We start from the raw sequence: 26752 nt of genomic DNA, 5'->3' as shown, positions 1-26752 counted from the left end.
GCGGCCTTCACCTCCTTCCCTTTTTTGTTGCGGACCACACCAAGGCAGTCGGCACCGCGCCGATGCGGGACGGCCTGCGCCTTTTTTTCCTGAGAGATCCACACCATGACAGCTGACATCCAAACCATCAACACGCTCGTGGTCGGCGCCGGGCAGGCCGGCATTGCGGCCAGCGAACACCTGAGCCAGCTTGGCGTAGAGCACCTGGTACTGGAGCGCCAGCGCATCGCCCAGGCCTGGCGCACGGGGCGCTGGGACTCGCTGGTGGCCAACGGGCCGGCCTGGCATGACCGCTTTCCGGGCCTGGAGTTCAAGGGCGACCGCGACGGCTTTCCCGGCAAGGACGAGGTGGCCGACTACTTCGAGGACTATGTCCGCCAGATCAAGGCGCCCGTGCGCACCGGCGTGGAGGTCAGGCGGGTCACGCGCAACCAGGGCCGGCCGGGCTTCACGGTGGAAACGTCCGAGGGCGTGATCGAGGCCCGCAACGTGATCGCGGCCACGGGGCCGTTCCAGGTGCCGGTGATCCCGCCGATAGCGCCAGCTGCGCCCGCCGATGGCCGCCTGCTGCAGATCCATTCCGCGCACTACCACCGCCCCGCGCAGCTGCCCGAAGGCGCCGTGCTGGTGGTGGGCGCAGGCTCCTCGGGCGTGCAGATTGCCGATGAACTGCATCGCGCGGGCCGCAAGGTGTTCCTGTCGGTGGGCGCCCATGACCGGCCGCCGCGCGCCTACCGCGGCCGTGATTTCTGCTGGTGGCTGGGCGTGCTGGGCGAATGGGATGCGGCCATTGCCAAGCCTGGCCGCGAGCACGTGACCATTGCCGTCAGCGGCGCGCGCGGCGGCCACACCGTGGACTTTCGTGCGCTGGGCCATCAGGGCATCACCCTGGTGGGGCTGACCGAGTCCTTCGCCGATGGCAGTGTGCGCTTTAGGGACGACCTGGCCGAGAACATCGCCAACGGCGACGCCAACTACCTGGCCATGCTCGATGCGGCCGACGACTACATCCGCCGCAACGGCCTGGACCTGCCCGAGGAGCCCGAGGCGCGCAGGCGCCTGCCCGATCCCGAGTGCGTGACCCATCCGCTGCGCGAACTCGACCTGGCCGCCGCAGGCATCACCTCCATCATCTGGGCCACGGGCTACAGGGTGGACTTCAGCTGGCTGCAGGTGGACAGCTTCGAGCCCGGCGGCAAGCCGCGCCACCACCGCGGCGTGGGCCACGAGCCCGGCATCTACTTCCTGGGCCTGCCCTGGCTGTCGCGCCGTGGCTCGTCCTTCATCTGGGGCGTGTGGCATGACGCCAAGTTCGTGGCCGACCACATCGCCAAGCAGCGCCGCTACAGCGACTACGACGCCGCCGCCCGCAGCAGGTAGCCGGTAGCGCGCTCTGAGACACCTTCCCATCCACCCCCTGCAGGAGCCAGACCATGCCCACCCATACCCGCATCCGCATGTTCAACACCAAGGACACCTATCCCAACCAATCGCTGGACAACGACCTGTGCCAGGCCGTGCGCGCCGGCAACACCGTCTATGTGCGCGGCCAGATCGGCACCGATTTCGAGGGCAACCTGGTCGGCCTGGGCGATCCGCAAAAGCAGGCCGAGCAGGCGATGAAGAACGTCAAGCAGCTGCTGGAGGAGGCGGGCAGCGACCTGTCGCACATCGTCAAGACCACCACCTACATCATCGACCCGCGCTACCGCGAGCCCGTCTACCGGGAAGTGGGCAAGTGGCTCAAGGGCGTGTTTCCCATCTCCACGGGGCTGTGCATCTCGGCCCTGGGGCAGCCGCAGTGGCTGATGGAGATCGACGTGATCGCGGTCATCCCCGATGACTGGCAGCCGGCGGCCAGCGCCTGAGCGTCAACCCCAGCAAGCACCTGGTACAGCCGCATCGGCAGGAGGAAGAAACCATGACTTTTTCGATTGTGGGGCGCTGCGAGCGCACCGGGCAGCTGGGCGTGGCCATCAGCTCGTCCAGCATTGCGGTGGGCGCGCGCTGCCCCTGGGTGCGCGCGGGCGTGGGCGTGGTGTCCACGCAGAACATCACGCTGCCCGCCCTGGGCCCGCGCGTGCTGGACCTGCTGGAGCAGGGCGCCGACCCCCAGGCCGCGCTGCGCCAGGCGCTGGACGACGGCAGCTGGCCCCAGTACCGCCAGGTCACCGTGGTGGACGCGCAGGGCCGCACCGGCGTCTTCAGCGGCAGCCAGGCACTGGGCATCTTCACCAGCGCCGTGGGGCGGCAGTGCGTGGCGGCCGGCAACCTGCTGGCCAGCGAACGCACCATCGAGGCCATGGTGCCGGCCTTCGAGCGCAGCGCGGCGCTGCCGCTGGCCGAGCGCCTGCTGGCCGCCATGCAGGCCGCCATGGCCGCGGGCGGCGAGGCCGGGCCCGTGCATTCGGCCGCACTCAAGGTGGCGGGCGAGCACAGCTGGCCCATGGCGGACCTGCGCGTGGATTGGTCGGAGCACGATCCCATCGGCGCGCTGCAAGGCCTCTGGGCCGCCTACGCGCCGCAGATGCAGGACTACCAGACGCGCGCCATCGATCCCACGGCCGCGCCCAGCTACGGAGTGCCGGGCGATGAGTGAGGCGGCCGGGTAGCTGACACATCGCCTTGCCCGGGCGCACGGGCGTGTCGCGGCACTGGCATCGCGTTCACTTGGCGTCTGAAATCACGGGGGTATCGGGCGTCCAGCACGTGGTGCGGTTGCGGCCATTGCGCTTGGAGAAGTACATGGCGGCGTCGGCCCGCTCCAGGCAGCGCTCGACCGATGCCTCGCCCTCGTCCATGAGGCATACGCCCAGGCTCACGGTGAAGCGGATCGGGCTGTCCTGGCCCTGTACGGACACGGCCAGCGCCGCCACGGCCTCACGCAGGTTCTCCGCGCGCCGCAGTGCGGTCGGGGCGTCCACGTCCGTCAGCAAGACGGCGAATTCCTCGCCGCCCAGGCGGCCCAGCATGTCTCCCTGGCGCAGCTGCTTGGACACCGCGATCACCAGATGCCTGAGCACCTCGTCGCCCACGCCATGGCCGAAGCTGTCGTTGACGCGCTTGAAATGGTCGATATCCAGCATGATCAGTGCCGACGGATGGCTCAGTCCCAGGCGCAGATGCTCCAGCTCCGACTCCATGCGCGTGATGAAGGCCCGCCGATTGCTGGCACCCGTGAGCGCATCGGTCAATGCCAGGGCTTCGAGCTGCGTTTCGCGCCTCTTGTAGTCGGTCACGTCGTGGAATACCCAGCAGTAGCCAAGCAGCCGCTCCTGCCTGCGAAGCGGCAGCAGCTCCGTTTCTATATGGCGGCCGTTGGACAGGGCAAAGATCGTTCGTTGCGACAGGGCTCCTCCCCCCGGTTGCGGTGCAGGTTGCAAGGCCGTTGCCATGGCCGGGGGCAAATAGGACAGCAAGGTCTGCAGGCTTTTCCCCACAAGGTCCGTGGCGGACAGCGGCAGCTCGAACAGGTCCACCAGCATTGCGTTGCTTGCCCTGATGCACTGCCCCGCATCGTCGGTCACCAGGATGCCTGACGGAAATTTCTCGATGATGGCCTCCAGCCGCTGCTGTACCTGGTGCAATGCGCTTTCCGCCTGATGGCGGGCATCTACGTCGAACAGTGTCCAGATCACATTGCCCTGGGGGTCTTCGGGGTCCAGCAGTGCGCCCTGCATGTCGAACCAGCGCATGTGGCCACCCTTGACCTTCAGTGCCCACTCGGTACGCACCGTGCCCTTCAGGCTCAGGCGCTCGTACAGCGATGCGAAGCTGTCGAAACTGTCGCTGGACGGATGCAGCTGCTGGAATGAGCACTGCGGCTCGAGCGCGCCCGCGGCAAGGCCGAAGCACTCGGCTGCCCGGGCATTGGCGTAGACGATGCTGCGGCGATGGCTGGCGACAAGCACCAGGGCGCTTCCGCGCTCCAGCAGGGCGCTCACCATATGGGTCTGCTCCACCCGTTCCTGGATATCGGTGTGCATTCCCAGCATGCGCAGTGCCTTGTTGTCGGCATCGCGCAGGGTCACTTCCCCGCGCGATTCGATCCATCGCCAGGAGCCATCGGCCTGCCTTATGCGCATCTCGACACGGAATGGGTCGCCGTGTTCGAGGTGGCGCCTGAGCCGTTCCTGGACGCGAGGCTGGTCCAGTGGGTGCAGCAGATGCATGAAGCCGGCCACGGTGAACGAACCGAGTGCCTGGTCCGGCATGCCCAGCATCTGGTAGCAGCGGGCATCCCACAGCACCTGGTCGTGTTCGCGGTCCCACTGCCAAAGTCCGTCACGCACGGCACCGATGGTCAGCCGCAGCCGCTCCTCGCTCTCATGAAGCGCCTTGCGCAGGCTTTCGTCCTGGGTGACATCGAGGATGTAGCCATGCCAGAGCACGGTTGCGTCGTCAGTGCGTTGCGGGCGTGCATGGCCCTGCAGCCAGCGCACGGAGCCATCGGCGGACTGCACGCGGTACTTGCAGGCCCAGTCCTCCTGGCTGCGCATCGCTTCGTCGATGGACCGCCTGAGCGCGGAGATATCTTCCGGATGAACCCGCTGTGCCAGGTCCTGCAAGGCAGGGTCTGCCGTATCCGGATCGATGCAGTGCATGGCATAAAAGCCGGGGTTGGCAAACGACAGAGCGTAGTGGCCGGCAGGGTCCCAGCTGTACTGGAACAGGCCGCCCGGCACTTCCTGCGACAGGAGATGAAAGCGCTCTTCGGACTGGACCCGCTGGTCCTCCTCCCGCCAGCGCTGGAACGCCAGCCAGGCCGTCAGCATCCCGCCCAGAAAAATCAGCAGCGTGCCTATGCCGTTGCGCCACAGGCTCTGCCGTATGGTCTCGTTGAGCGGGCCGAACACGGCCTCGTGGTCCAGCCCCGTGCTCACCAGTATCGGAAAGCCGCTGACGCGGCTCCAGGCATACATGCGCTGTATTCCGTCGGTGCTCGCCAGCACCTCGTAGGTGCCATGCGTGACATCGGGGGCAAACAGCGCCACCCGCTTCGCGGGCAACTGGCGCCCGAGCACCCGGTCCTGGTTCTGCGAGCGCGCAAGATAGGTGCCGTCCTCGCGCAGCAGCAAGATCACGTCGCGCGGGCTGTCGAAGATGGCCTGCAACTGCCGTGACAGGTACTGCGGCGACAGCGACACCACCAGCACGCCCGCAAACGCGCCACGGTGGTGCAGGGCGCGGCTCAGCTGGATACCCCATTGCCCGGAAACCCGTCCCTGTACCGGACGGCCAATGAAGGTTCCCTGCGTCAGGCCCTTCAGATGCGCCTGGAAATGTTCGCGGTCGAAAATGGACACGCCCTGCGCAGGCGGCTCCGAGGCTGCCAGGCTCGAATACACCACCTGGCCCTTCGCATCGGCCACGGCCACCTGGACGATGGTGCCGGGCGGATAGGCCTCCTGGACGCTGGCGACGGCCCGCCCGAACGCCTCGGAGTCACCCGACTCGTAGTCCTGGGCCAGGTCCCGCAGGGAATAGTTCAGGCCCGACAGCATGGTCCCGGCCTGCGCGGAAACCGCCTGGGACATCTGCGAGACGCGCAGCCATGCCTGATCCTGTGTGTAGCGCTGCATGTACTGGTGGCTGGCCAGCAACGCGGCCCAGTACAGCCCCGCTGCGAGCGCCATCAAGCAGACGCCTGCAATGACGGCCAACGATGTTCTTGCGTGCGAGCGCGAGGAAAGGGCGGGACGATGGATAGCGGTGGAACGAGAAGACATGCAACGCAGCGAGACAAGAAAAAAGATCTGCAACGCCAGCTGTCAACCGCAATGGCCCACCGATACAGCGCCCCGCACGCCACAGCGCTCGAGACGCAGGTCCTGCCTGCCGGTGGGCCAGAGCAACCGATATGACTCTGTGAATACGTCGCTCTATAAGCATGCTAACTCAGATAGGGGCCTGCGCGATAGCCAGCAAGTCAGGGCAGCAGCCGGCGCGCAGCCTATCCGCGCGTCCCGGATGTCTGGGGTGTCTTGGGTGTCTTGGGCGCCCCGGTCCTGGCAGCGTCCTGGACCTGCCCGGGCTGCGCCTGTGGAAACACCCGCGCGCACAGGAAGTCCACCAGTGCCCGCAGCTTGGGCGAGGGGTGCCTGCTGGCGGGCCACAGCACGTGGAAGACATTGGTGTGCTCCATCCAGTCCGCCAGCACGGGCTGCAGCCGGCCGTCGGCCAGCGGCTCGCGGATGGAAAAATCCGGCAGGTAGGCGATGCCCAGGCCCTGCAGCGCAAAGCACAGCCGGGTTTCGATGTTGTTGCAGATCATGGAGGTGGGCAGTTGCAGCTCGGGCGCGCCCGCTGCGCGCCGCAGCACCCAGGGCTCCAGCTTGCCGCTGTGGGGGTAGCGGTAGTGCAGGCAACTGTGATGCAGCAGATCCTCGGGCACCCGGGGCGTGCCGCGCTGCGCCAGATAGCCGGGCGAGGCCACCAACAGGTAGCCGAAGGCACCCAGCCGGCGCGCGGACAGCCGGGAGTCGGCGGGCGCGCCCGTGCGCACCACGGCATCGAAGCCTTCCTCGATCACATCCACCAGCTGGTCCGTGAAGTCCAGGTCCAGCTCGATCTCGGGATAGGCGCGCATGAACTCGCCCAGCACCGGCAGCACCAGCGAGCTGACCAGGGGCAGGCTGACCCGCAGCCGGCCGCGCGGCGCGGTGCTGGCCTGCGACAGCTCCAGCTGCGCGGCCTCGATCTCGGCCAGGATGCGCCGGCTGCGCTCCAGGAACAGCGTGCCCTCGGCCGTCAGCGTGATGCTGCGCGTGCTGCGGTGGAACAGGCGCACGCCCAGCCGGTCCTCCAGCCGCGCCACGCTCTTGCCGATGGCCGATGCCGAGACTCCCATCAGCCGGCCTGCCGCCACGAAGCTGCGGGTCTCGGCGACCTGCACGAACACCAGGAAACCGTTGAGGCTGTCCAAGGCCACTCCTTCATTGCGGACAGAAAGCTCCGCATAACCCGGAAATCTACCCCACTTTTTCTTTAATCGAGGGCTTTCTATCGTCAGGACCCTGTTCATTGATCCCGGGAATTCCCATGACGATTGCTCTTTCTGCGGCATCTGCTGCACCCGCTGCGCTGCCTGCAGCCCCGTTGAACTCGCCCCTGTCCGACCGCATCCAGGCCGTGGTCCGGCAGGCGCTTGAGGCGCAGCGCCTGGTCGGCGCCGTGGTGCTGGTGGCGCGTGGCGGCGCCCTGGTCCACCGCCAGGCGGCCGGCTGGGCTGACCGCGAGCGCGGCCTTCCCATGGCCGTGGACACGGTGTTCCGCCTGGCTTCGGCGAGCAAGCCCATTGTTTCGGCGGCGGCCCTGGTGCTGGTGGCGCAGGGCCGGCTCGGTCTGGATGAGGGCGTGGACCGCTGGCTGCCGCAGTTCCGGCCCCGGCTGGCCGATGGCCGGCCGGCGCGCATCACCGCGCGGCAGCTTCTCAGCCACACGGCGGGGCTGGGCTACCGCTTCTTCGAGGCCGACGCACAGGGCCCTTATGCGCTGGCCGGTGTATCGGACGGCATGGATGGCTCGGGCATCAGCCTGGCGGAGAACCTGCGCCGCATCGCCAGCGTGCCGCTGCGGTACGAGCCTGGCACGGCCTGGGGCTACTCGCTGGCCACCGATGTGCTGGGCGCCCTCATTGAACAGGTGCACGGCAGGCCGCTGGAGCAGGCCGTGCGCGACCTTGTGGCCGGGCCGCTGGGCATGGCCGATACCGGCTTTGCCGTGACAGATGCGCTGGCCGCACGGCGCGTGGCCACGGCCTATGTCAGCGATGTGCCGCAGCCCCATCCGTTGGCCGAGGGCGAGACCGTGTCGCCCTTCGAGGGTGCCATCGGCATCCCGTTCAGCCCGGCCCGCATCTTCAATGCGCGGGCCTTTGCCTCGGGCGGCGCGGGCATGGCCGGCACGGCCGGCGACTTCCTGCGCCTGCTGGAGGCCCTGCGCCAGGGCGGCGGAACGCTCCTGCCCGACGCGCTGGTCGCCGAGATGACGCGCGACCAAACGGGCGGGCTGGAGCTGCCCGATGCGCCCGGGTTCGGCTTCGGACTGGGCTTTTCCGTGCTGCGCGATCCGGCGCTGGCCGCGTCGCCCGAGTCGGCGGGCACCTGGCGCTGGGGCGGGGCCTATGGGCATTCCTGGTTCGTGGACCGGGCGCAGGAGCTCAGTGTCGTGGCCTTCACCAACACCTTGTACGAGGGCATGTCGGGGCGCTTCGTCAACGATTTGCGCGACGCGGTCTACGGGGTTTGTGAGGTCCACGGGGCTTCGGGAGAGCCGCAATGAACGGAACAAGCCAGGACCGCCTGCCCGTTGCCTCCCTGCTGGCGCTGGCCATGGCAGCCTTCATCACCATATTGACGGAGGCGCTGCCGGCCGGCCTGCTGCCGCAGATGGCCCAGGGCCTGGCCGTGACCGAGGCCTGGGTAGGCCAGACCGTCACCCTCTACGCCATAGGTTCCCTGGTGGCCGCCATACCGCTGACGGCCGCCACGCAGGGCATGCGCCGCCGCCCCCTGCTGCTGGCGGCGATCGCCGGCTTTGTCGTCGCCAACACGGTCACGGCGCTGTCCACGCACTTTGCGCTGACCCTGGTGGCGCGCTTTCTGGCGGGGGTCTCGGCCGGGCTGCTTTGGGCGCTGCTGGCCGGCTACGCGGCACGCATGGTGCCCGGCCATCTCAAGGGCCGCGCCATCGCCATTGCCATGGTGGGCACGCCGCTGGCGCTGTCGCTGGGCGTGCCGGCCGGCACCGTGCTGGGCCAGTGGGTGGGCTGGCGGCTGTGCTTCGGCCTCATGAGCGTGCTGGCGCTGGCGCTCATGGTCTGGGTGCGCGCCCGCCTGCCCGACTTTGCGGGGCAGGCGGCAGGCCGCCACCTGCCGCTGCGGCGCGTGTTCACCCTGGCGGGCGTGCGCCCCGTGCTGTTCGTGGTGCTGGCCTTCGTGCTGGCGCACAACATTCTCTACACCTACATCGCGCCCTTCCTGGCGGTGGCGGGCATGGCCGCGCGCACGGACCTGGTGCTGCTGGTGTTCGGCGCCACCTCCGTGCTGGGCATCTGGATCACCGGCGTGCTGATCGACCGCCACCTGCGTGCGCTCACGCTGGCCAGCATTGCGCTGTTCGCCTTGTCCACGCTGGTGCTGGGCGTGGCCGCTGATGCGCCGGCCCTGGTGTATGCGGCGGTGGCCGTCTGGGGCCTGGCCTTTGGCGGCGCCGCCACGCTGCTGCAGACCGCCATTGCCCACACGGCGGGCGAGGCCGCCGACGTGGCGCAGTCCATGCTGGTCACGGCCTGGAACCTGGCGATTGCCGGCGGCGGCATCGTGGGCGGCCTGCTGCTGGCGCGCATGGGCGTGGGCGCCTTCACGCCCGTGCTGCTGGCGCTGCTGGGCGCATCGCTGGCCGTGGTGTGGGCGGCCAGGCGGCATGGGTTTCCTGCGGTTTGCAGGTAGGTAGGGAGGGAGCAGGACGCGGCCTGCCCGCCTCAGGGGAACTCAGAGGTGCCAGGCTGTCGCTGAAGCGCTTCATTGCGCTGGCCCAGCCAGCCCAGCAACTGCGCCTTGTCCATGGGCCGGGCAACGTGATAGCCCTGTCCCTCCTGGCAGCCCATGGCGCGCAGGGCCTGCCAGGCGCTGGCGTCCTCTATGCCTTCGGCCAGGACCTGCAGGCCGAGCTTGCGGCCCAGCTGGGCGATCATTTCGGCGATGCGCGCTTCCTGTGATTCGCCAAGCTGGCGCACGAAGCTGCGGTCGATCTTGATGCGGTCCAGCGGCAGGCGCTCCAGGTAGCTCAGCGAGGAGTAGCCGGTGCCGAAGTCGTCGATGGCAATGGTCACGCCCAGCGTGCGCAGGGCGCTGAGCGTGGCCTGCAGCAGCTGGGTGGGCAGGACCGCGACGGATTCGGTGATCTCCAGCTCCAGCTGCGCGCCCTGCAGGCCGTGCTCGGCCAGGGCATGGCGCACCGTCTGCAGGAAGCCCGGGTCCTGCAGCTGCACGGTGGAGACGTTGACGGCCATGCGCCGGGGCGCGCGGCCGGCGTCCAGCAGTTCGCGCATGGTGCGGCAGGCCGTGGCCAGCACCCATTGGCCCAGCGGCACGATGAGGCCCGAATGCTCGGCCACGGGAATGAAGCGGTCGGGCGGCACGAAGCTGCCGTCCTGCCGTGGCCAGCGCAGCAGGGCCTCCAGGCCGACCAGGGCATGGGTTTCCAGGTCCACCTGGGGCTGGTAGACCAGGAAGAGCTGGGCGCCGTCGATGGCCGCGCGCAGGTCGGACAGCAGCAGGGCGCGGTCGCGTGCCTCCATGCCCATGTGCTCGGAATACTCCAGCAGCTGGCCCCGGTGGTCGCGCTTGGCGCGCTTGAGGGCGATGGTGGCGTCCTTGACCAGGTCGGTGCCGGCCTGGCGTTCACGGGGCAGGTGCACGTAGCCGCAGGTCAGCGAGACCTTGTGCGGCACGCCGTCCACGGCCAGGGGCTGGCGCGCGCAGTCCAGCAACTGGCCCAGGGCCACTTCCCTTGTGGGGCCCAGGATGCCGAAGGTGTCCGAGCCCACGCGCGCCAGCAGCACGCCGGCGGGCAGGGCGCCGGCCAGGCGGCGGGCCATGGCTTCGAGCAGGCGGTCGCCGAAGCGGTGGCCCATCACGTCGTTGGTGGCGCTGAAGTCGTCGATGTCCACCAGGGCCAGCACATGGTCCTGCGTGCCGCGCCACACGCATTCGTCCACTTTTTCCACGAAGTGGGCGCGGTTGGGCAGGCAGACCAGGGGGTCGAAATAGGCGGACTGGTGCAGGCGCTCCAGCAGGCCGCGGTTGTGCAGCAGCGTGCGCAGGTTGGCGCAGAAGACTTCGAGCAGCTGGCGGTCCAGTGCGCTGTGCGAGGCCGGCGCGTCGATGAAGACGGCCATGTCCTGCTCGTCGCCACGGCCTATGTACAGGGCCACGCCGCGCTGCACGCCATAGATGTTGCGGCGGGTCTGCAGCGCCTGGCGCAGCAGGCGCAGCCCGCGCGAGGCCAGCACGGTGGCGATGGGCTGGTCGATGAGCCGGGCGAACGGCCCCGTGGCCGCGAGCACGCGGTAGGGCTCGGCCGGGTGCGTGCCCTCCGAGCAGACCAGGCCTTCGCTGGCCACGCCCAGCAAGGTGGCCAGCTGGGTGATCACGCCGCGTGCGAAGGCGTGCAGGTTGGTTTCCTCCAGCAGCGAGGCGCTGGAGCGCACCATCAGCTCCAGGCTGCGGCGGTTGGCCTCGATGGCGCACAGCTGCTCGTAGGAGCGCACGGCGGTCACCACGATGGCCAGCAGCCGGTCGGGCGTGAGTTCGGTCTTGGTGCGGCAGTCGTTGATGTCGTAGCGCAGCAGGGTTTCCAGATCGGGCGCCTGGCCCGGGCGGCCGGTGCGCAGCACGATGCGGCTGTTGCGCAGGCCGGCCGTGTAGCGGATGAAATCCACCAGGTCCAGCCCGGCGCCCGTGCCGTCGGTCACGGCGTCGAGCACCACCACGGCCAGGTCCTGCTCGCTGCGCAGCAGGTTGCGCGCCTGCGTGCCGGAGCGGGCGTAGAGGAACACCAGCGGCCGGCCGAACAGGCTGTGGCCTTCCAGCGCCAGGCGGAAGGCGGCGTGTACGTCGGGGTCGCTGTCCACGATCAGTACCCGCCATTCAGGCCCGGGCACGGGCGATGGCGGGGGCGGCTGCAGAGCCGGCTGCAGGAGGGCGGAAGCAGGGGCGGGCGCCCTGGGCGCCCGTGCGCGCATCACGAAACTCATGCCTCAGCCCTGTCCGTGTCCGCGCCGCTCAGGCCGTGGCATGGTCTGCCGCGCGCACGACCTGGTTGCGCCCGCTGCGCTTGGCGGCGTACAGCGCCTCGTCGGCCAGGCTGTAGGCCTCGTCGAAGCGGCCGCCGCTCGGGCGCCAGCTCACGCCGAAGCTGGCCGTGATGCAGCTGGCGTCAGGCAGGCCGAAGGGATGGGCCTCGATGGCGGCGCGCACCTGCTCGGCCACGCGCACGGCGCCGTCGCTGTCGTGCTGGGGCAGCAGCACGGTGAATTCCTCGCCGCCCACGCGGCCGATGTGGGCCGTGTCCGGCACGGCGGCCTTGAGACAGCGCACCACGCCCAGGATCACGCTGTCGCCCACGGGGTGGCCGAAGCTGTCGTTCACGCGCTTGAAGTGGTCTATGTCCAGCACGATCAGGGCCAGGCCCTGCTGGGTGAAGTGGCGGTTCACGCGCTCGATGATGGCCGCGCGGTTGAGCACGCCGGTCAGCGGGTCGTGCGTGGCGCGGTACTCCAGCTCGCCGGCCAGCTCCTGCAGGCGCTGGTTGAGCTGGGTCATCTCCAGCTCGGCGCGGTCGCTGCGGCGCACCAGCCGGCGCGTTTCGCGCAGCAGGCGGTCATAGGCGGCCAGCAGCGCGCCCAGGGCCTGGTGGCAGGCCCGGGCGCCGGCCTCCTCGCCCAGCTCGTGGGCCGCGCGGGCCGCCAGCAGGGCCCGGTGCTCGGCATCGAAAAGATCTGCAGGAGCGGCGCAGGCGGCGGGTGCTGCCACGGTGTCCATCACGCGGCCTTCACGGGATGGCCGGTGAAGGCAATGGCGGCAAAGTCGTCGCGCAGCTCCTCGCCGAATTCGCAGATGGTGTCGTCTTCCTCGTCGTAGTACCAGTGCAGGGCCACGGTGCGGCCGGCCTCGGCGGCCTCGCTCAGCGCCTCGATGAGGTTGAACAGCATCTTGGTGCTGGAGCTGTTGAAGTAGGCCAGCGCGATGTGCACCTGGATCGGTGCCTGCTGCTGCGCGGGCTGCGCCAGGGCCAGGTAGTCCTGCAGGCGGGTGAGGATGCCGCCATAGAAGGCGGCGGCGTTCTCCGGATAGGACTCGCCACGCAGGTGCAGCGTGTGCGTGTCGAACCGGAAGTCCACTTCCGGGGAGCTGGGGGTCGGAGCGATGTAGAGGTTGTCCATGCGTGATCTCGGTGCGTTGTCCGTGCCTGCGCGCCCGGCCTGTCCAGGTCCGGTGCCGGAGCGTTCCTGGCTGGCCGGTGCGGCTCAGAGCGTGGCTTTCAGGTAGAAGACGGGACGACCGTCCACGGTCTGGGCGGGATCGAAGTCGAACTGCAGTGGCTCGCGCGCATCGCGGGCCAGGGTCAGGAAACCCATGCCCGCGCCCTTGCTGCCTTCGGGCGCGTCGTCGCGCAGCGACTGGCGGCAGGCCTTCTTGATCTCGTCCAGGGTCATGCTGCGCAGGGCGTCGAGCTTGGCGCGCAGCGCCTCGCCCATGCCGGGCTCGATGGGGTTGGCGCACAGCAGCACGAAGCTGCCGTCTTCCTCGCGGCGGATGCAGACCGCGCCGTGGCGCAGCTCGCCATCGTCCTGGTGGGGCGGGGTCAGGGCATCGGCCGAGTAATGGATGATGTTCTGCGCCATCTCCACGAAGGACGAGAACAGCTTGCGCCGCGTGGGGCCGGGCACGCCGGCCACTTCCAGCTGCAGCCGCACGGCCTCGGCCATGGCCGCGACGATGTTCTGCGAGAAGTAGCCCACGTAGTAGAAGATCACCTGGTGCTGGCGCGCCAGGTGGAAGAAGCTGCCGTACTTGTCGGCGATCTGTGCTTGGGGCATGGGAGGCATTCAGGTTCTGAAGCAGAAGAAGGTCAGGTCGTCACGGCGGTGGTGCTCGCCTTGCCAGGCCTGCAGGGCGTCCAGCAGGGCGCGGTTGATCTCGGCGGGCGTGCGGCCGGCCTGCTCCAGCAGCAGCTCGCGCAGGCGCTTCTTGCCGAAGGTGATGCCGCGCGGGCCGCCGACCTGGTCGATCAGGCCGTCGGTGGTGGTGAAGACCAGGGTGCCTGCGGGCAGCTCCAGGCCGATGTTGTTCCAGGCGAAGTCGAATTCGCTGTCCACATAGCCCACGCCCTTGCGCTGGCCGTCCACCACCTCCACCGCCTCGGCGCCGGGGCGCAGCAGGAACAGCGACAGGCGCGCGCCTGCAAAGCGCAGGCGCCGGTGCGCGGGCTCGAACCAGAAGCAGGCCGCGTCCAGCCCGTCGTCCGAGCCCGGCGTGCCGTCCTTGCCGTCGAGCTGGCCCAGCATCTGCTTGACGCTGCGGTTCACATGGCCCAGCAGCGCGGCCGGGTCGCGCGGGCCGTGTTCCTTGATGGCCTGGCCCAGGCTGCTGGTGGCGATCAGCGTCATGAAGGCGCCGGGCACGCCGTGGCCCGTGCAATCGGCCACGGTGGCAAACCAGCCATCGCCGTCCTGGCTGAACTGGTAGAAGTCGCCGCCGACCACGTCGCGCGGCTCCCAGACCAGGTCGGCGCCGGGGCAGGCGCGTGCCAGGGCCTCGCGCGAGCTGCGCAGCAGCGACTGCTGGATCACGCTGGCGTATTCGATGCTGTGCATGATCTGGCGGTTGCGCGCCACCTGCATGTCCGCCACCGCACGCATCAGCTGCAGGCCGTGGCCCACGCCCGCGAACAGGCCGCCGCGCGTGATGATGAAGCCGTCGGTCAGCGCCTTTTCACCGTACTCCACGGTCTTCACGGTCAGGGTGTCGATGTCGGTGGAGGCATCGACCACCAGCGGCTCCTTGTCCATGAAGGCGATGCAGCTCTTCTTGCCGTACAGCTCCATGCGAAACGGCTTGCTGAACTGCGACAGGAAGATGCTGCGGTTGATCAGGCCGATGGGGCGGTCGCCCTCCACCACGGGCAGGCTGGCCAGATCGCGGTGGCGCGTGAAGACCTCGAGCACCTTCTCGTTGGTCTCGTCGGCGGTCATGCAGGGGACGGGGGTGCACAGGTCCGCGGCGCTGGGTGGGCGGAAACGGGGCCGGGAATCGCTCAGGTAGGCGCGGGACTCATCCATGGAATGCACATCGCAAAATTGTTAGGGAATGTTACGATTTCCCTGTTTCAGTTTTGTGACGCGGATGGGCCTGAGGGGCAGGCACCTCTTTGGAGGACTGTGAGCCGACAGCCTTCGTCCTGGCGCGGCATGGCCGTTCGCGGCCTGGGGCTGCCGTCCATGCAGGCCATCGGGGTGGACAGGCTGCCTCGCTTCAGCTCAGGCCTTCGGCGCGCCGCCTGACCGCGTCCTCGTGCAGCGACTCGCTGAGCTGGTCGACCACGATGGCCCAAGAGGCATCGGCCTTGAGCTGCTCGGCCAGGAACTGGCGCTGCGCATCGCTCCAGTAGGGCGCATCCACCACATCCACATCGGCGGCCAGCTGGTGGGCGCGGATGAAATCGGCAATGGCCTGGTCGCTGGCATCCAGGCCCAGTTGCAGGAAGAGATTGGACATGCGGACGACGGAGTTGTTCATGGCGGCGTGTTCGGTGCGTGTGGGATCAAAGGGAGCCGGCGGGCCGGCTGCAGGAAGGGGCCAGGGCGCTATCTTCCCCGATTTGCAGGGCGCCGCAGGCCAGTTGCGGCAGCATGGCAGCGCGGGTAGGTGCAGGCTGACAGCCTGCCGCGCTCCGGGCCAGCGCGCGCCCGTCGACTGCCCCACTAGCATGGGGACATGAGCACTGCTTTCCCCGATCCCGCATGCCCGCCGACCTGATCGTGGCCCGTCCCGAAGGCCTGTACTGCGCGGCCGGCGATTTCTACATCGACCCCTGGCGGCCCGTGGACCGGGCCGTGATCACGCATGGCCACTCCGACCATGCGCGCGCCGGCCACGCCCATTACCTGGCCCATGACGACAGCGCAGGCGTGCTGCGCGCACGGCTGGGCGCGGACATCACGCTGCAGACCCTGCCGTATGGCGAAGCCATCGATCACCACGGCGTGCGCATCTCCCTGCACCCGGCCGGCCATGTGCTCGGATCGGCCCAGGTGCGGCTGGAGCATGGCGGCCAGGTCTGGGTGGCCTCGGGCGACTACAAGACCGAGGCCGACGGCACCTGCACCCCCTTCGAGCCCGTGCGCTGCGACACCTTCATCACCGAATCCACCTTCGGCCTGCCCATCTACCGCTGGCCCCGCCAGCCCGAGCTCATGGCCGACATCAACGCCTGGTGGCAGGCCAATGCGGCCCAGGGCAGGCCCTCGGTGCTGCTGTGCTATGCCTTCGGCAAGGCCCAGCGCATCCTGCATGGGGTGGACAGCGGCATCGGCCCCATCGTCGTGCACGGCGCGGTGGAGCCGCTCAATGCCGTGTACCGCGCAGCGGGCGTGGACCTGCCGCCCACGCTGCGCGTGACCGACCCCGGCGTGGATGCACAACGGCTCAAGACCGCCCTGGTGCTGGCGCCGCCCTCGGCGCAGGGCACGCCGTGGATGCGCCGCTTTCCCGGCCATGCCGATGCCTTTGCCAGCGGCTGGATGCAGCTGCGCGGCACGCGCCGCCGCCGTGGCGTGGACCGGGGCTTTGTCATGTCCGACCATGCCGACTGGCCCGGCCTGCAGTACGCCATTGGCGCCACGGGCGCCGAGCGGGTCTTCGTCACCCACGGCAGCGTGGCCGTGCTGGTGCGCTGGCTGCGCGAGCAGGGCCTGGATGCGCAGGCCTTCCAGACCGAATACGGTGATGAGGACGAGGCTGCCGCCGCCCAGGCTGCACCGGATGAGGCGCCCGCCCCATGAAGGACTTCGCCGCCCTCTACCGCGCGCTGGACGCCAGCACCGCCAGCCGTGACAAGCAGGCCGCGCTGCAGGCCTATCTGCGCGCCGCCGCGCCTGCCGATGCGGCCTGGGCCGTCTATTTCCTGGCCGGCGGCAAGCCGCGCCAGCTGGTGCCCACCAAGGTCTTGAAGGAGCTGGCGCGCGAGGCTGCCGGCCTGCCCGAATGGCTGTTCGACGAAAGCTACGAGGCCGTGGGCGACCTGGCCGAGACCATTGCGCTGCTGCTGCCGCCACCCGGTGACGCGCACGACCTGGGCCTGGCCGCCTGGGTCACGGACCACCTGCTGCCGCTGCGCGGCATGGCGCCCGAGGCGCTGGCGGACACGCTGCGCATGCAATGGGCGCGGCTGGCGGCCGATGAGCGGCTGGTCTACTTCAAGCTGATCACCGGCGCCTTCCGGGTCGGCGTGTCGCGGCTGCAGGTCACGCAGGCGCTGGCGGCCGTCAGCGGCGTGGATGCCAAGCGCATCGCCCAGCGGCTCATGGGCTACACCCACATCGGCGCGCGGCCCGGGGCGGCCGACTACCTGCGGCTGGTGGCAGGCGAGGAAGAGGGCGATGACGCGCATTCGGGCGAAGCACGCGGCCACCCCTATCCCTTCTTCCTGGCCCATCCGCTGCAGTTGCCGCTGCAGCAGTTCGACGCCGTGCTCGGCCCGCCGTCCCAATGGGTGGTGGAGTGGAAATGGGACGGCATACGCGCCCAGATCGTGCGGCGCGGCAGCGGTGACGCGCTGGGCACCTGGATCTGGTCGCGCGGCGAGGAACTGGTGAGCGAGCGCTTCCCCGAGTTGCAGGCCATGGGCGATGCCTTGCCTGCGGGCACCGTGATCGACGGCGAGATCGTCGTCTGGGCCGCGCAGCAGGGCGAGGCGCCCGCCCATGTGCGCCCCTTTGCCGACCTGCAAAAGCGCATAGGCCGCAAGAGCCTGGGCCCCAAGCTGCTGCGCGAGCTGCCCGTGGTGCTGCTGGCCTATGACTTGCTGGAGGAGGGCGGCCAGGACCTGCGCGCCTTGCCCCAGCATGAACGGCGCGCGCGGCTGGAACGGCTGGTGGCCCTGGTGGCGCACCCGGCGCTGCTGCCCAGCCCCGTGCTGGCAGGCGACAGCTGGCAGGCCCTGGCCGAACTTCGCGAGCAGGCCCGTTCCCTTGGTGTGGAGGGCATGATGCTCAAGGCCCGCGACGCCGCCTACGGCGTGGGCCGCACCAAGGACAGCGGCGTGTGGTGGAAGTGGAAGATCGATCCGCTGAGCGTGGACGCCGTGCTCATCTATGCACAGCGTGGCCATGGCCGTCGCGCCAGCCTCTACAGCGACTACACCTTTGCCGTCTGGAACGCGCCGCCCGGCACCGAGGGCCGCGCCCTCGTGCCCTTCGCCAAGGCCTATTCGGGCCTGACCGATGCAGAAATGGCGCGCGTGGACGCCGTCATCCGCAAGACCACGGTGGAGAGCTTCGGCCCCGTGCGCAGCGTGCGGCCCACCCTGGTGTTCGAGCTGGGCTTCGAGGGCATTGCGCGCAGCGCACGCCACAAGAGCGGCATTGCCGTGCGCTTTCCGCGCATGCTGCGCTGGCGCGAGGACAAGCCTGTGCAGGAGGCCGACTCCATCGATACGCTGGCGGCCCTGCTGCCGCACTCCGACCCGTGACCCACCCTTGACGCACCGCGCCATGGCCACCCGTTCCCCCCATCCCCTCGCCACCGCCTGGCTTGCCGCACGGGGCTGGAAGCCCTTTGCCTTCCAGCGCGCCGTGTGGAAGGCGCTGGCCCAGGGCCACAGCGGCCTGCTGCATGCCACCACGGGCGCGGGCAAGACCTATGCGGTCTGGCTGGGCGCGCTGCAGGCCCTTGCGGGCCCGCCGCAAACCCCGATGCCGGCGCACACCGGAAAACGAAAACCGGCCTCCGCACCGCTCACCGTGCTGTGGATCACGCCCATGCGCGCCCTGGCGGCCGACACGCTCAAGGCGCTGCAGACGCCCTTGCAGGCGCTGGCCCAGGGCCATCCCGCGCTGGCGCGCTGGACCGTGGGCGCACGCACGGGCGATACGGGAAGCGCCGAGCGCAGCGCGCAGTCGCGCCAGCTGCCCACCGTGCTGGTCACCACGCCCGAGAGCCTGTCCCTGCTGCTGGCGCGCGCCGATGCGCGCGAGCTGCTGGGCTCCGTGCGCCTGGTGGTGGCCGATGAATGGCACGAGCTGCTGGGCAACAAGCGCGGGGTGCAACTGCAGCTGGCCCTGGCGCGGCTGCGCGGCTGGAGCCCGCAGCTGTGCGTTTGGGGCATGTCGGCCACGCTGGGCAATCTGGACGAGGCCATGCAGACCCTGCTGGGCTTGGACGACCATGGCCAGCCGCGGCCCGGCGTATTGGTCCAGGGCCAGGTGGACAAGCGCCTGGTGGTGGACACCCTGCTGCCCGACCGGCCCGAGCGCTTTTCCTGGGCCGGCCACCTGGGCCTGGCCATGCTGCCGGCCGTGGTGCGCGAGCTGGAGGCCACGGCCGGCTCCACCCTGGTCTTTGTGAATGTGCGCTCGCAGGCCGAGCTTTGGTACAAGGCGCTGCTGGAAGCCCGGCCCGACTGGGCCGGCCTGCTGGCCATACACCATGGCTCTCTGGACCGGGGTGTGCGCGAATGGGTGGAGGCCGGGCTCAAGGCCGGCACGCTCAAGGCCGTGGTCTGCACCAGCAGCCTGGACCTGGGCGTGGACTTCCTGCCCGTGGAGCGCGTGCTGCAGATCGGCTCGGCCAAGGGCATCGCGCGGCTGCTGCAGCGCGCGGGCCGCTCGGGCCATGCGCCGGGCCGGCCCTCGCGCATCACCCTGGTGCCCACGCACAGCCTGGAGCTGGTGGAAGCGGCCGCCGCCCGCGCCGCCGTGCGCGCGCAGCAGGTGGAAATGCGCGCCAGCCCCCGCCAGCCCGCCGACGTGCTGGTGCAGCACCTGGCCACCGTGGCCCTGGGCGGCGGCTTCGTGCCCGATGAGCTGTATGCCGAAGTGCGCCGCACCGTCGCCTACGCCGGGCTGGCGCCTGCGGTCTGGCAGTGGTGCCTGGACTTCGTGCACCGCGGCGGCCCCTCGCTGGCCGCCTATCCCGACTACCAGCGCGTGCGGCCCGATGAACAGGGCATCTGGCGCATGCCCGATGCGCGGCTGGCGCGCAGGCACCGCGCCAACATCGGAACCATCGTCAGCGATGCCAGCATGAGCGTGCAGATCCTGCATGGCGCGCGGCTGGGCAGCATGGAAGAGAGCTTTCTGTCGCGCCTGTCGCCCGGCGATGCCTTTGTCTTCGCGGGCCAGGTGCTGGAGCTGGTGCGCATCGAGGACATGACCGCCTACGTGCGCCGCGCCGCGAGAACGCGGCCCACCGTGCCGCGCTGGGCCGGCGCGCGCATGCCGCTGTCCACCGTGCTGGCCGACTTCGTGGTGCAGCAATTGGCGCTGGCGGCGGCGGGCGACTACCACTCGCCCGAACTGCGCTGCGTGCGCCCCCTGCTGGAAGTGCAGCAGCGCTGGTCGGCCCTGCCCACGCCAGCCACGCTGCTGGCCGAAACCCTGCGCACGCGCGAGGGCTGGCACCTGTTTCTCTATCCGTTTGCAGGCCGCCATGCCCATATGGGCCTGGCCAGCCTGCTGGCCTGGCGCGCCGCCCAGGGCGAGACGGGCACCTTCTCCATCGCCGTCAACGACTACGGGCTGGAGCTGCTGAGCGCCACCGAGCGTGACTGGGCCGCCATGCTGCCCGAACTGCTGCGCGCCGAGCCGGCCCAGGCCGTGGCAGTGCCCGGGCGCGTGTCCGCCAGCCAGGCGGTCGCCACGCGCAACACCGCCAATGCGGACCGCCACTGGGACCAGGCCGCCGACGATGCCCACCTGGCGGGCGAGGAGGCCCATCAAGCCCGCCATGCCCTGCTGCACGAAGTGCTGGCCAGCCTCAACGCCACCGAGATGGCAAGGCGGCGCTTCCGCGAGATCGCCCGCGTCTCTGGCCTGATCTTCCAGAGCCACCCGGGCGAGCGCCGCAGTGCGCGCCAGCTGCAGGCCTCGGCCCAGCTGTTCTTCGAGGTGTTTCGCAAGTACGACGACAGCAACCTGCTGCTGCGCCAGGCCGACGAGGAAGTGCTGAGCCAGGAACTCGATGTCGCCCAGCTGCTGGCCGCGTTGCGCCGCATGCAGGCGCAGACGCTGGTGGTGAGCGCGCTGCGCCGGCCCAGCCCGTTTGCCTTCCCGCTCATGGTGGAGCGCTTTCGCGAAAAGCTCACCAACGAGCATCTGGCCGACCGCATCGCGCGCATGCTGGCCCAGCTGCACGAGGCGGCAGATGCCGGCGGTGCAGCCAGCGAGCCGCGCACGCAGGACCTGGTCCCGCCCGATCCGCCGCTGCGTCCACGGAAAAAGCCCAAGGCAGACCAGCCCCCCGCCGTGGACGAGGATACGGCCGCCGTGCGCCGCACGCTGGATTTCTCGCTGCAGGCCACCGACGGCCCCGAGGCCGATGCCGCCAGCCGCCGCCCGCGCCGCGTACGCAAGCCCTCGCGGCCCTTGCCGCTGCTGTAGAACCATTGCACCGCTGATGAAAGGCCACGCACCGTTGCCAAGTCCTGTTTCCCCCGACGCCCTGGCCGGCAGCCTGGGCATGTTCCTGGCCGGCGAGCCCGTGCACCTGCTGGCCCAGCATGCGCTGTGGTGGCCCGCCCAGGGCACGCTGTTCATCGCCGACCTGCACCTGGGCAAGGCCGCCACCTTCCGCGCGCGCGGCATTCCCGTGCCGGCGGGCACCACGCAGGGCAACCTGGAGCGGCTGTCGGCCCTTCTTCTGGGCCTGCCCGTGCGGCGGCTCGTGGTGCTGGGCGACTTCCTGCACGCGGCCGAGGCACGCAATCCTGCCGTACTGGCTGCACTGGCCCGCTGGCGCAGCCGCCATGCGGCCGTGGAACTGGTGCTGGTGCGCGGCAACCATGACAGCCACGCAGGCGATCCGCCGCCCGCGCTGGGCTTTGCCATCGTGGACGAGCCCTGGCACCTGGGGCCGTTCGCCGCCTGCCATCACCCCCCGCCGCCAACGCAGGACCTGCAGGCGCAGCAGGCCCGGCCCTGGCATGTGCTGGCCGGCCATGTCCATCCCGCCATCGTGCTGCGCGGCACCGGCCGCGACGCCCTGCGCCTGCCGTGTTTTGCCGTGCACGCTGGCTTTACCCTGCTGCCCGCCTTCGGCCTGTTCACCGGCATGGCCAGCCTGCCGCCCGAGCCAGGCCGCCAGCTCTTTGCCGTGGGTGCGGACCGGGTCTGGGCCGTGCCTGGGTGAGCCCAGGGATGTAATCGGGCGTAATTCTCCGCAAGGCCGTTGTTCCCTACAGTGACTCCCGCAGCAAGCGTGGCGGGACAGCAGGCAGTGCCCGGGGATGCCGCAGCGCTTTTCGTTCCACCAGGAGGAATGCATGGGCGTTCAACTCAATTTCTTCAACCAATCGAACGACGCGAACCACCCGCAGATCGTCATCTTCCAGAAGAACGTCGCCAGCGACCTCGATGCGCCTGCCGTGGCCTGGCGCGTCATCAAGTACTGCGGACAGGGCGACAACCATCCGTTCACCTTTCCGCTGGGCCTGCAGGTCGGCGCCAGCGACAGCCATGGCAACTGCACGCCGCAGCTGGAGGCGCAGTACGGCCAGCAGTTCCAGATGGCGCCGTCCACCGCCGGCGATCGCCTGGCGCCCGCAGGCTACGGCGCCAGCTCCAAGGAAGTCCAGGTGCTCAACGCGCTGCCCCAAGGCGCCATCAACGCCAGCTGCTACAAGGACGGCAGGCTGCTGGCCGTCAAGACCGCGATTGCCCCCCGGCAAAAGGCCGTCTTCGAATTCAAGCCCAGCATCTGGATCGGCGTGGCCTCGCACATCCAGCAGGGCCAGATCATGAACTCGGCCATCGTCTCCCAGATGAACACCGAGATCTCCCTGCTGGGCATCTCCCGTGCCGACATCGTGATGCGCGGCGGCGGCTCGGGGGCGAATTCCCGCCCCTTCTCGTTCTCGCTGGAGAACGTCGTGATGTGCTGATGCAGGGTCGCGGCAAGGGGAGGGGAGGAGCAGGGGCCGTGAGGGGGCCGTGAGGGGGCGGTGAGGGGGCGGTGAGGGGACGCAAGGGCCTGTGCATGACGGTCTGATGACGGCTGTCACATCCCTGTCATGGACGCAGCCAAGAATCCCGCACTTGCCCGGCCCGCGCAGGCCACTTCCGCAGGTGCTTCCTCCTCCCCATGACCGATGCAGCCTCCCCCCTGGCACAGGCCCACGAAGACGCAGGCCTGATCTGCGGCTGGCGCTTCTTCAGTGACACACGGCAGTGCGTGCAGGCCGTGACGGCGCCATCCGCCGCGCAGTGGCTGGCCGATGCCGCAGCCCGGTCCGATGCGGGCCGGCGCGATTTCCTGTGGCTGCACTTCAACCTGACCCACACCCAGTCCCTGCGCTGGCTGCAGCGCCATGCGGGCCTGCCCGACGTGTTCTATGCCGCCCTGCGCGAGGGCCTGACCTCCACGCGCATCGAGCGCGCCGACGACAGCCTGGTCGCCGTGCTCAACGATGTGAACTTCGAGTTCAACTTCGATTCGGCCGACATCGCCACGCTGTGGATCTGCCTGGACGAGCGCCTGGTCATCACCGCGCGCACCCAGCCGCTGCGCTCTGTCGATGCCCTGCGCGACGCCGTGCGCCGCGGCGACAGCCCCGCCAGCACGGCCGAGCTGCTGGAGCACCTGATGCGCACCCAGGCCGATGTGCTGGTCAAGGTGGTGCGCGAGACCACGGCGCGCGTGGACGATATCGAGGACGCCATCCTGGCCCAGCGCTACCACCATCCGCGCGCCCACCTGGGCCGGCTGCGCCGCCTGCTGGTGCGCCTTCAGCGCCTGCTGGCGCCCGAGCCCGCCGCGCTGTTCCGCCTGCTGCAGCAGCCCCCCGGCTGGATGGGCGAGGAAGACCGGCGCGGCCTGGCCGCAGCGAGCGAGGAGTTCTCGCTCATGCTGCGCGACATGCAGACCCTGCAGGACCGCATCAAGCTGCTGCAGGAAGAGGTGGCCGCCGCCGTGAACGAGGACAACAGCAACAGCCTCTTCGTGCTGACCGTGGTCACCGTGCTGGCCCTGCCCATCAACATCCTGGCCGGCCTGTTCGGCATGAACGTGGGCGGCATACCGCTGGCCGAGCACGAGCACGGCTTCTGGATCGTGGTGTCCATCGTCGTCGCCTTCACCGTCATCGCCGCATGGCTGGCGTTTCGCAAGAAGCGGTACAGGGATTAGGGGACGTGTCAGGGAATCTTGCAGAAGAACTCGCAAAATATCTCGCACCAAACGGATTTCATCTATATAAATCAGCTGCTTATATAGGTGATCAATGTCGCAAAAATTCCTGCTCTACGACCATCCTGCCCAGATGGAGCCGCTGCTGCCGGGGGAACACAAGCTGGGCCCTTTGCTGGAGCTCTCCCATGACCTGATCAGGTTGGGTGAGCGGCTGGCCGGCCGCTACCGACCAGACACATTGCCAGGCCTGCGCCGGCTGCTTCGGGCCATGAACTCGTATTACTCGAACAGGATCGAGGGGCAGCACACCTTTCCGCTGGATATCGAGCGCGCCCTGCACAACGACTATGCGCAGGACGAAGATCAGGCCCGCCGTCAGCGATTGGCGCTGGCGCACATGGCCACTGAAGAGCAACTGGAGTACAGGTCCACGCAATGGACGAATGCGCAGGTCTGGACCCCCCAGATGCTGGCCGATATCCACCAGGATCTCTTCGCCCGTCTGCCCCAGGCCGATCTGGAGGCCGGCGCCCTTGGCGACGATGCCATCGAGCCGGGTCGATGGCGCACGCGGGAGGTTAGCGTGGGCAGGCATGCGGCGCCTGCAGCGGGGCAGTTGCCATTTTTTCTGGACCGCTGGTCGAGCTTCTACTCAGGCGTGCGCCGTGGCGAGTTGCAGTTGGTGGCCATGGCCGCTGCGCACCAGCGCCTGGCCTGGATCCATCCGTTCCGGGACGGCAACGGGCGCGTGGCCCGGCTGCATTCACATCTCGTACTAACCCACATGGGCCTGAGCAATGGTCTGTGGTCCCCCCTGAGGGGGTTCGCACGGTCGCAGGAGCGCTATTACGCCTTGCTTGCCGCCGCAGACGAGCCGCGCCGTGGTGACCTTGATGGCCGTGGCAATCTGACCGAACTGGGGTTGATCGACTGGATCGCATACGTGCTGGAACTATGCATGGACCAAGTGAGCTTCATGGAGGGACTTCTGTCGCTGGACGGCATGAAGGAACGCATGGCGGCATGCCTTGCCTATGAGGAACGGGTGGTGCGCCAAGGCGTGCGCAGCGAGGCATTGCGCGCATTGCACTATCTTTTTGCGGCCCAGGCGGAGATGGATCGGGCCGACTTCAAGGCCATGCTGGGGTTGGGTGACCGGCTGGCCACCGCCCAGGTATCGGCACTGCTCAAGCGCGGCCTGCTGGAGACGGATTCACCGTATGGAAGAGTGCGCCTGGGCGTGCCGCTGCACGCCCTGCGTTTTTACTTCCCCCGCCTCTGGCCGGAAGCGGAGGCTGACTCGCTGTAGACGGCTCCTCTCAGGCCGCCACAGCCCTCGCCCCGAACGCCACCGCCCGCAGCCTGCCCAGCAGCGGCCACACCAGCATCAGCAGGGCCAGCGTGGTGATGGTGCCCGACAGGCCGTTGTGCCAGAAGATGCCTAGCGCGCCCTGGCTGGAGAGCATGCTCTGGCGGAAGGCGTCTTCCATTCGGTCGCCCAGCACGATGGCCAGGACCATGGGCGCCAGCGGATAGTCGAGCTTCTTGAACACGTAGCCGACCACGCCGAAGACCAGCATGAGCCAGATGTCCGTGGCATTGCCGTGCACGGTGAAGGCGCCGATGGCGCAGACCATGAGGATCATGGGCGCGACGATGGAAAACGGCACGCGCAGGATGGCGGCGAACAGCGGCACGGTGGCCATGACGATGACCAGCCCGGCGATGTTGCCCAGGTACATGCTGGCGATCAGGCCCCAGACGAAGTCCTTTTGCTCGGTGAACAGCAGCGGGCCGGGCTGCAGGCCCCAGATCATCAGCCCGCCCAGCAGCACGGCCGCCGTGGCCGAGCCCGGAATGCCCAGGGCCAGCATGGGCAGCAGGGCCGAGGTGCCGGCCGCGTGGGCGGCGGTCTCGGGGGCGAGCACGCCTTCGGGGTTGCCCTTGCCGAAGCTGTCGGGGTCGCGCGAGAACTTCTTGGCCAGCCCGTAGCCCATGAAGCTGGCCGCCACGGCGCCGCCGGGCGTCACGCCCATCCAGCAGCCCACCAGGGCCGAGCGCAGCATGGTCAGCCAGTAGCGCGGCAGCCGGGCCCAGGTCCTGAACACCACCTTGAGGTCGATGGAGGCCTTCTTGCCCTTGAAGGCCAGGCCTTCCTCGATGGTCATCAGGATCTCGCTGATGCCGAACAGGCCGATCACCACCACCAGGAAATCAAAGCCGCGCAGCAGCTCGGTGGAGCCGAAGGTCATGCGCAGGTCGCCCGAGATGGTGTCCATGCCCACGGCCGCCAGCAGCAGGCCCACGGCCATGGCGGCCACGATCTTGGCCTTGGGCTCCTTGCCCATGCCGATGAAGGAGCAGAACGTCAGGAAGAAGACCGCAAAGAACTCCGGCGGCCCGAACTGCAGCGCGAACGAGGCCACGACCGGCGCCAGGAAGGTGATCAGCATCACGCCCGAGATGGCGCCGATGAAGGAGCCCGTGAAGGCCGTGGTCAGCGCGGCCCCCGCGTGCCCCTGCTGGGCCATGGGGTAGCCGTCGAAGGTGGTGGCCACCGACCAGGCCTCGCCCGGGATGTTGAACAGCACCGAGGTGATGGCGCCGCCGAACAGCGCCCCCCAGTAGATGCACGACAGCAGGATGATGGCCGAGGTGGGCGACATGCCGAAGGTCAGCGGCAGCAGGATGGCCACGCCGTTGGGGCCGCCCAGGCCCGGCAGCACGCCGACCACGATGCCCAGCAGGATGCCCGTGAGCATCAGCCCCGTGTTCTGCCAGGTGGTGACGGCCGCGAAGCCGTGCGCAAGGTATTGGAGTTCGTCCATGGTGTTGCTCCG

Annotated in this window: 21 protein-coding genes; 12 read left to right on the top strand and 9 right to left on the bottom strand. The window is 69.2% G+C overall.

Annotation, left to right across the window (positions count from 1 at the left end; genetic code table 11):
• The first annotated feature begins 105 nt into the window (after positions 1-105).
• From HFGMBDPB_RS17740 to HFGMBDPB_RS17730, 3 genes are read left to right on the top strand one after another with little or no spacing between them, the layout of a single operon-like run.
• The gene (locus tag HFGMBDPB_RS17740; RefSeq protein ID WP_212645931.1) at positions 106-1380 is read left to right on the top strand and encodes a flavin-containing monooxygenase; all 1275 of its coding nucleotides are present in this window, start codon (positions 106-108) and stop codon (positions 1378-1380) included.
• Between the two features lie 53 nt (positions 1381-1433).
• Positions 1434-1868, top strand: coding sequence for a RidA family protein (locus HFGMBDPB_RS17735; RefSeq protein ID WP_212645930.1), 435 nt, complete (start codon positions 1434-1436; stop codon positions 1866-1868).
• 53 nt (positions 1869-1921) lie between these two features.
• Positions 1922-2599: a DUF1028 domain-containing protein gene (locus HFGMBDPB_RS17730; RefSeq protein ID WP_017406790.1), complete on the top strand. Its 678-nt coding sequence runs from the start codon at positions 1922-1924 to the stop codon at positions 2597-2599.
• Between the two features lie 67 nt (positions 2600-2666).
• On the opposite strand, the gene HFGMBDPB_RS17725 is transcribed toward HFGMBDPB_RS17730, so the two are convergent.
• Together HFGMBDPB_RS17725 and HFGMBDPB_RS17720 are read right to left on the bottom strand one after the other, a co-directional pair.
• Positions 2667-5636, bottom strand: coding sequence for a diguanylate cyclase (locus HFGMBDPB_RS17725; protein ID WP_249343532.1), 2970 nt, complete (start codon positions 5634-5636; stop codon positions 2667-2669).
• A 317-nt stretch (positions 5637-5953) separates the two neighbouring features.
• Positions 5954-6925 (bottom strand): LysR family transcriptional regulator, encoded by a 972-nt coding sequence (locus tag HFGMBDPB_RS17720; RefSeq protein ID WP_212645928.1) that lies wholly within the window; start codon positions 6923-6925, stop codon positions 5954-5956.
• Positions 6926-7041: 116 nt separating this feature from the next.
• Between HFGMBDPB_RS17720 and HFGMBDPB_RS17715 the strand changes: the two genes are divergently transcribed.
• Entirely contained in the window at positions 7042-8283 is a 1242-nt protein-coding gene (locus tag HFGMBDPB_RS17715; RefSeq protein ID WP_212645927.1) for a serine hydrolase domain-containing protein, read from the top strand.
• Positions 8280-9452 (top strand): MFS transporter, encoded by a 1173-nt coding sequence (locus HFGMBDPB_RS17710; protein WP_133073039.1) that lies wholly within the window; start codon positions 8280-8282, stop codon positions 9450-9452. Before HFGMBDPB_RS17715 ends, HFGMBDPB_RS17710 begins: the two co-directional genes overlap by 4 nt.
• A gap of 32 nt (positions 9453-9484) precedes the next feature.
• On the opposite strand, the gene HFGMBDPB_RS17705 is transcribed toward HFGMBDPB_RS17710, so the two are convergent.
• The 6 genes from HFGMBDPB_RS17705 to HFGMBDPB_RS17680 form a co-directional block, all read right to left on the bottom strand.
• The gene (locus tag HFGMBDPB_RS17705) at positions 9485-11761 is read right to left on the bottom strand and encodes a putative bifunctional diguanylate cyclase/phosphodiesterase (protein WP_212645926.1); all 2277 of its coding nucleotides are present in this window, start codon (positions 11759-11761) and stop codon (positions 9485-9487) included.
• Between the two features lie 28 nt (positions 11762-11789).
• On the bottom strand, positions 11790-12548 hold the full coding sequence (locus HFGMBDPB_RS17700; RefSeq protein WP_016448192.1) for a GGDEF domain-containing protein: 759 nt from the start codon (positions 12546-12548) through the stop codon (positions 11790-11792).
• Positions 12548-12949: a DUF1987 domain-containing protein gene (locus HFGMBDPB_RS17695; RefSeq protein ID WP_016448191.1), complete on the bottom strand. Its 402-nt coding sequence runs from the start codon at positions 12947-12949 to the stop codon at positions 12548-12550. Before HFGMBDPB_RS17695 ends, HFGMBDPB_RS17700 begins: the two co-directional genes overlap by 1 nt.
• A gap of 84 nt (positions 12950-13033) precedes the next feature.
• Positions 13034-13606 (bottom strand): SiaB family protein kinase, encoded by a 573-nt coding sequence (locus HFGMBDPB_RS17690; RefSeq protein ID WP_212645925.1) that lies wholly within the window; start codon positions 13604-13606, stop codon positions 13034-13036.
• A 9-nt stretch (positions 13607-13615) separates the two neighbouring features.
• On the bottom strand, positions 13616-14848 hold the full coding sequence (locus HFGMBDPB_RS17685; protein WP_016453717.1) for a SpoIIE family protein phosphatase: 1233 nt from the start codon (positions 14846-14848) through the stop codon (positions 13616-13618).
• Between the two features lie 193 nt (positions 14849-15041).
• Entirely contained in the window at positions 15042-15305 is a 264-nt protein-coding gene (locus tag HFGMBDPB_RS17680; protein ID WP_034364437.1) for a DUF2789 domain-containing protein, read from the bottom strand.
• A gap of 224 nt (positions 15306-15529) precedes the next feature.
• On the opposite strand from HFGMBDPB_RS17680, the gene HFGMBDPB_RS17675 reads away from it, so the two are divergent.
• The 7 genes from HFGMBDPB_RS17675 to HFGMBDPB_RS17645 all read left to right on the top strand — a co-directional run bounded on the left by HFGMBDPB_RS17675 (position 15530) and on the right by HFGMBDPB_RS17645 (position 25221).
• Positions 15530-16570: a ligase-associated DNA damage response exonuclease gene (locus tag HFGMBDPB_RS17675; RefSeq protein ID WP_016453715.1), complete on the top strand. Its 1041-nt coding sequence runs from the start codon at positions 15530-15532 to the stop codon at positions 16568-16570.
• The gene (locus tag HFGMBDPB_RS17670) at positions 16567-18258 is read left to right on the top strand and encodes an ATP-dependent DNA ligase (protein ID WP_212645924.1); all 1692 of its coding nucleotides are present in this window, start codon (positions 16567-16569) and stop codon (positions 18256-18258) included. Before HFGMBDPB_RS17675 ends, HFGMBDPB_RS17670 begins: the two co-directional genes overlap by 4 nt.
• Before the next feature lie 22 nt (positions 18259-18280).
• A complete protein-coding gene (locus tag HFGMBDPB_RS17665) occupies positions 18281-21166 on the top strand; it encodes a ligase-associated DNA damage response DEXH box helicase (protein WP_212645923.1) in 2886 nt (961 codons plus the stop codon).
• A 16-nt stretch (positions 21167-21182) separates the two neighbouring features.
• A complete protein-coding gene (gene pdeM, locus HFGMBDPB_RS17660) occupies positions 21183-21914 on the top strand; it encodes a ligase-associated DNA damage response endonuclease PdeM (protein ID WP_034347934.1) in 732 nt (243 codons plus the stop codon).
• 133 nt (positions 21915-22047) lie between these two features.
• A complete protein-coding gene (locus HFGMBDPB_RS17655; protein WP_016448183.1) occupies positions 22048-22665 on the top strand; it encodes a hypothetical protein in 618 nt (205 codons plus the stop codon).
• Positions 22666-22865: 200 nt separating this feature from the next.
• Positions 22866-23909: a transporter gene (locus tag HFGMBDPB_RS17650; protein WP_016448182.1), complete on the top strand. Its 1044-nt coding sequence runs from the start codon at positions 22866-22868 to the stop codon at positions 23907-23909.
• Between the two features lie 94 nt (positions 23910-24003).
• Positions 24004-25221 (top strand): Fic family protein, encoded by a 1218-nt coding sequence (locus HFGMBDPB_RS17645; protein ID WP_016453711.1) that lies wholly within the window; start codon positions 24004-24006, stop codon positions 25219-25221.
• A gap of 10 nt (positions 25222-25231) precedes the next feature.
• Here the strand turns inward: HFGMBDPB_RS17645 and HFGMBDPB_RS17640 are convergent, their stop codons facing one another.
• Positions 25232-26740, bottom strand: a complete 1509-nt coding sequence (locus HFGMBDPB_RS17640; protein ID WP_212645922.1) for a tripartite tricarboxylate transporter permease — start codon at positions 26738-26740, stop codon at positions 25232-25234.
• Between the last annotated feature and the right edge of the window lie 12 nt (positions 26741-26752).

This window comes from Delftia sp. PE138 (assembly GCF_018320755.1).
Taxonomy (GTDB): Bacteria; Pseudomonadota; Gammaproteobacteria; order Burkholderiales; family Burkholderiaceae_C; genus Comamonas; species Comamonas tsuruhatensis.
The sequence above is the reverse complement of the archived record's forward strand: the minus strand, read 5'-3'. Positions and strand labels throughout refer to the sequence as shown.

Coding starts and splice junctions, on each gene's coding strand:
- HFGMBDPB_RS17725 (WP_249343532.1), bottom strand. CDS start 5,636: ATGGCGCTCGCAGCGGGGCTGTACTGGGCCGCGTTGCTGGCCAGCCAC.
- pdeM (WP_034347934.1), top strand. CDS start 21,183: ATGAAAGGCCACGCACCGTTGCCAAGTCCTGTTTCCCCCGACGCCCTG.
- HFGMBDPB_RS17700 (WP_016448192.1), bottom strand. CDS start 12,548: ATGGACACCGTGGCAGCACCCGCCGCCTGCGCCGCTCCTGCAGATCTT.
- HFGMBDPB_RS17640 (WP_212645922.1), bottom strand. CDS start 26,740: ATGGACGAACTCCAATACCTTGCGCACGGCTTCGCGGCCGTCACCACC.
- HFGMBDPB_RS17710 (WP_133073039.1), top strand. CDS start 8,280: ATGAACGGAACAAGCCAGGACCGCCTGCCCGTTGCCTCCCTGCTGGCG.
- HFGMBDPB_RS17645 (WP_016453711.1), top strand. CDS start 24,004: ATGTCGCAAAAATTCCTGCTCTACGACCATCCTGCCCAGATGGAGCCG.
- HFGMBDPB_RS17655 (WP_016448183.1), top strand. CDS start 22,048: ATGGGCGTTCAACTCAATTTCTTCAACCAATCGAACGACGCGAACCAC.
- HFGMBDPB_RS17685 (WP_016453717.1), bottom strand. CDS start 14,848: ATGGATGAGTCCCGCGCCTACCTGAGCGATTCCCGGCCCCGTTTCCGC.
- HFGMBDPB_RS17740 (WP_212645931.1), top strand. CDS start 106: ATGACAGCTGACATCCAAACCATCAACACGCTCGTGGTCGGCGCCGGG.
- HFGMBDPB_RS17650 (WP_016448182.1), top strand. CDS start 22,866: ATGACCGATGCAGCCTCCCCCCTGGCACAGGCCCACGAAGACGCAGGC.
- HFGMBDPB_RS17690 (WP_212645925.1), bottom strand. CDS start 13,606: ATGCCCCAAGCACAGATCGCCGACAAGTACGGCAGCTTCTTCCACCTG.
- HFGMBDPB_RS17680 (WP_034364437.1), bottom strand. CDS start 15,305: ATGAACAACTCCGTCGTCCGCATGTCCAATCTCTTCCTGCAACTGGGC.
- HFGMBDPB_RS17735 (WP_212645930.1), top strand. CDS start 1,434: ATGCCCACCCATACCCGCATCCGCATGTTCAACACCAAGGACACCTAT.
- HFGMBDPB_RS17715 (WP_212645927.1), top strand. CDS start 7,042: ATGACGATTGCTCTTTCTGCGGCATCTGCTGCACCCGCTGCGCTGCCT.
- HFGMBDPB_RS17695 (WP_016448191.1), bottom strand. CDS start 12,949: ATGGACAACCTCTACATCGCTCCGACCCCCAGCTCCCCGGAAGTGGAC.
- HFGMBDPB_RS17665 (WP_212645923.1), top strand. CDS start 18,281: ATGGCCACCCGTTCCCCCCATCCCCTCGCCACCGCCTGGCTTGCCGCA.
- HFGMBDPB_RS17675 (WP_016453715.1), top strand. CDS start 15,530: ATGCCCGCCGACCTGATCGTGGCCCGTCCCGAAGGCCTGTACTGCGCG.
- HFGMBDPB_RS17730 (WP_017406790.1), top strand. CDS start 1,922: ATGACTTTTTCGATTGTGGGGCGCTGCGAGCGCACCGGGCAGCTGGGC.
- HFGMBDPB_RS17670 (WP_212645924.1), top strand. CDS start 16,567: ATGAAGGACTTCGCCGCCCTCTACCGCGCGCTGGACGCCAGCACCGCC.
- HFGMBDPB_RS17705 (WP_212645926.1), bottom strand. CDS start 11,761: ATGAGTTTCGTGATGCGCGCACGGGCGCCCAGGGCGCCCGCCCCTGCT.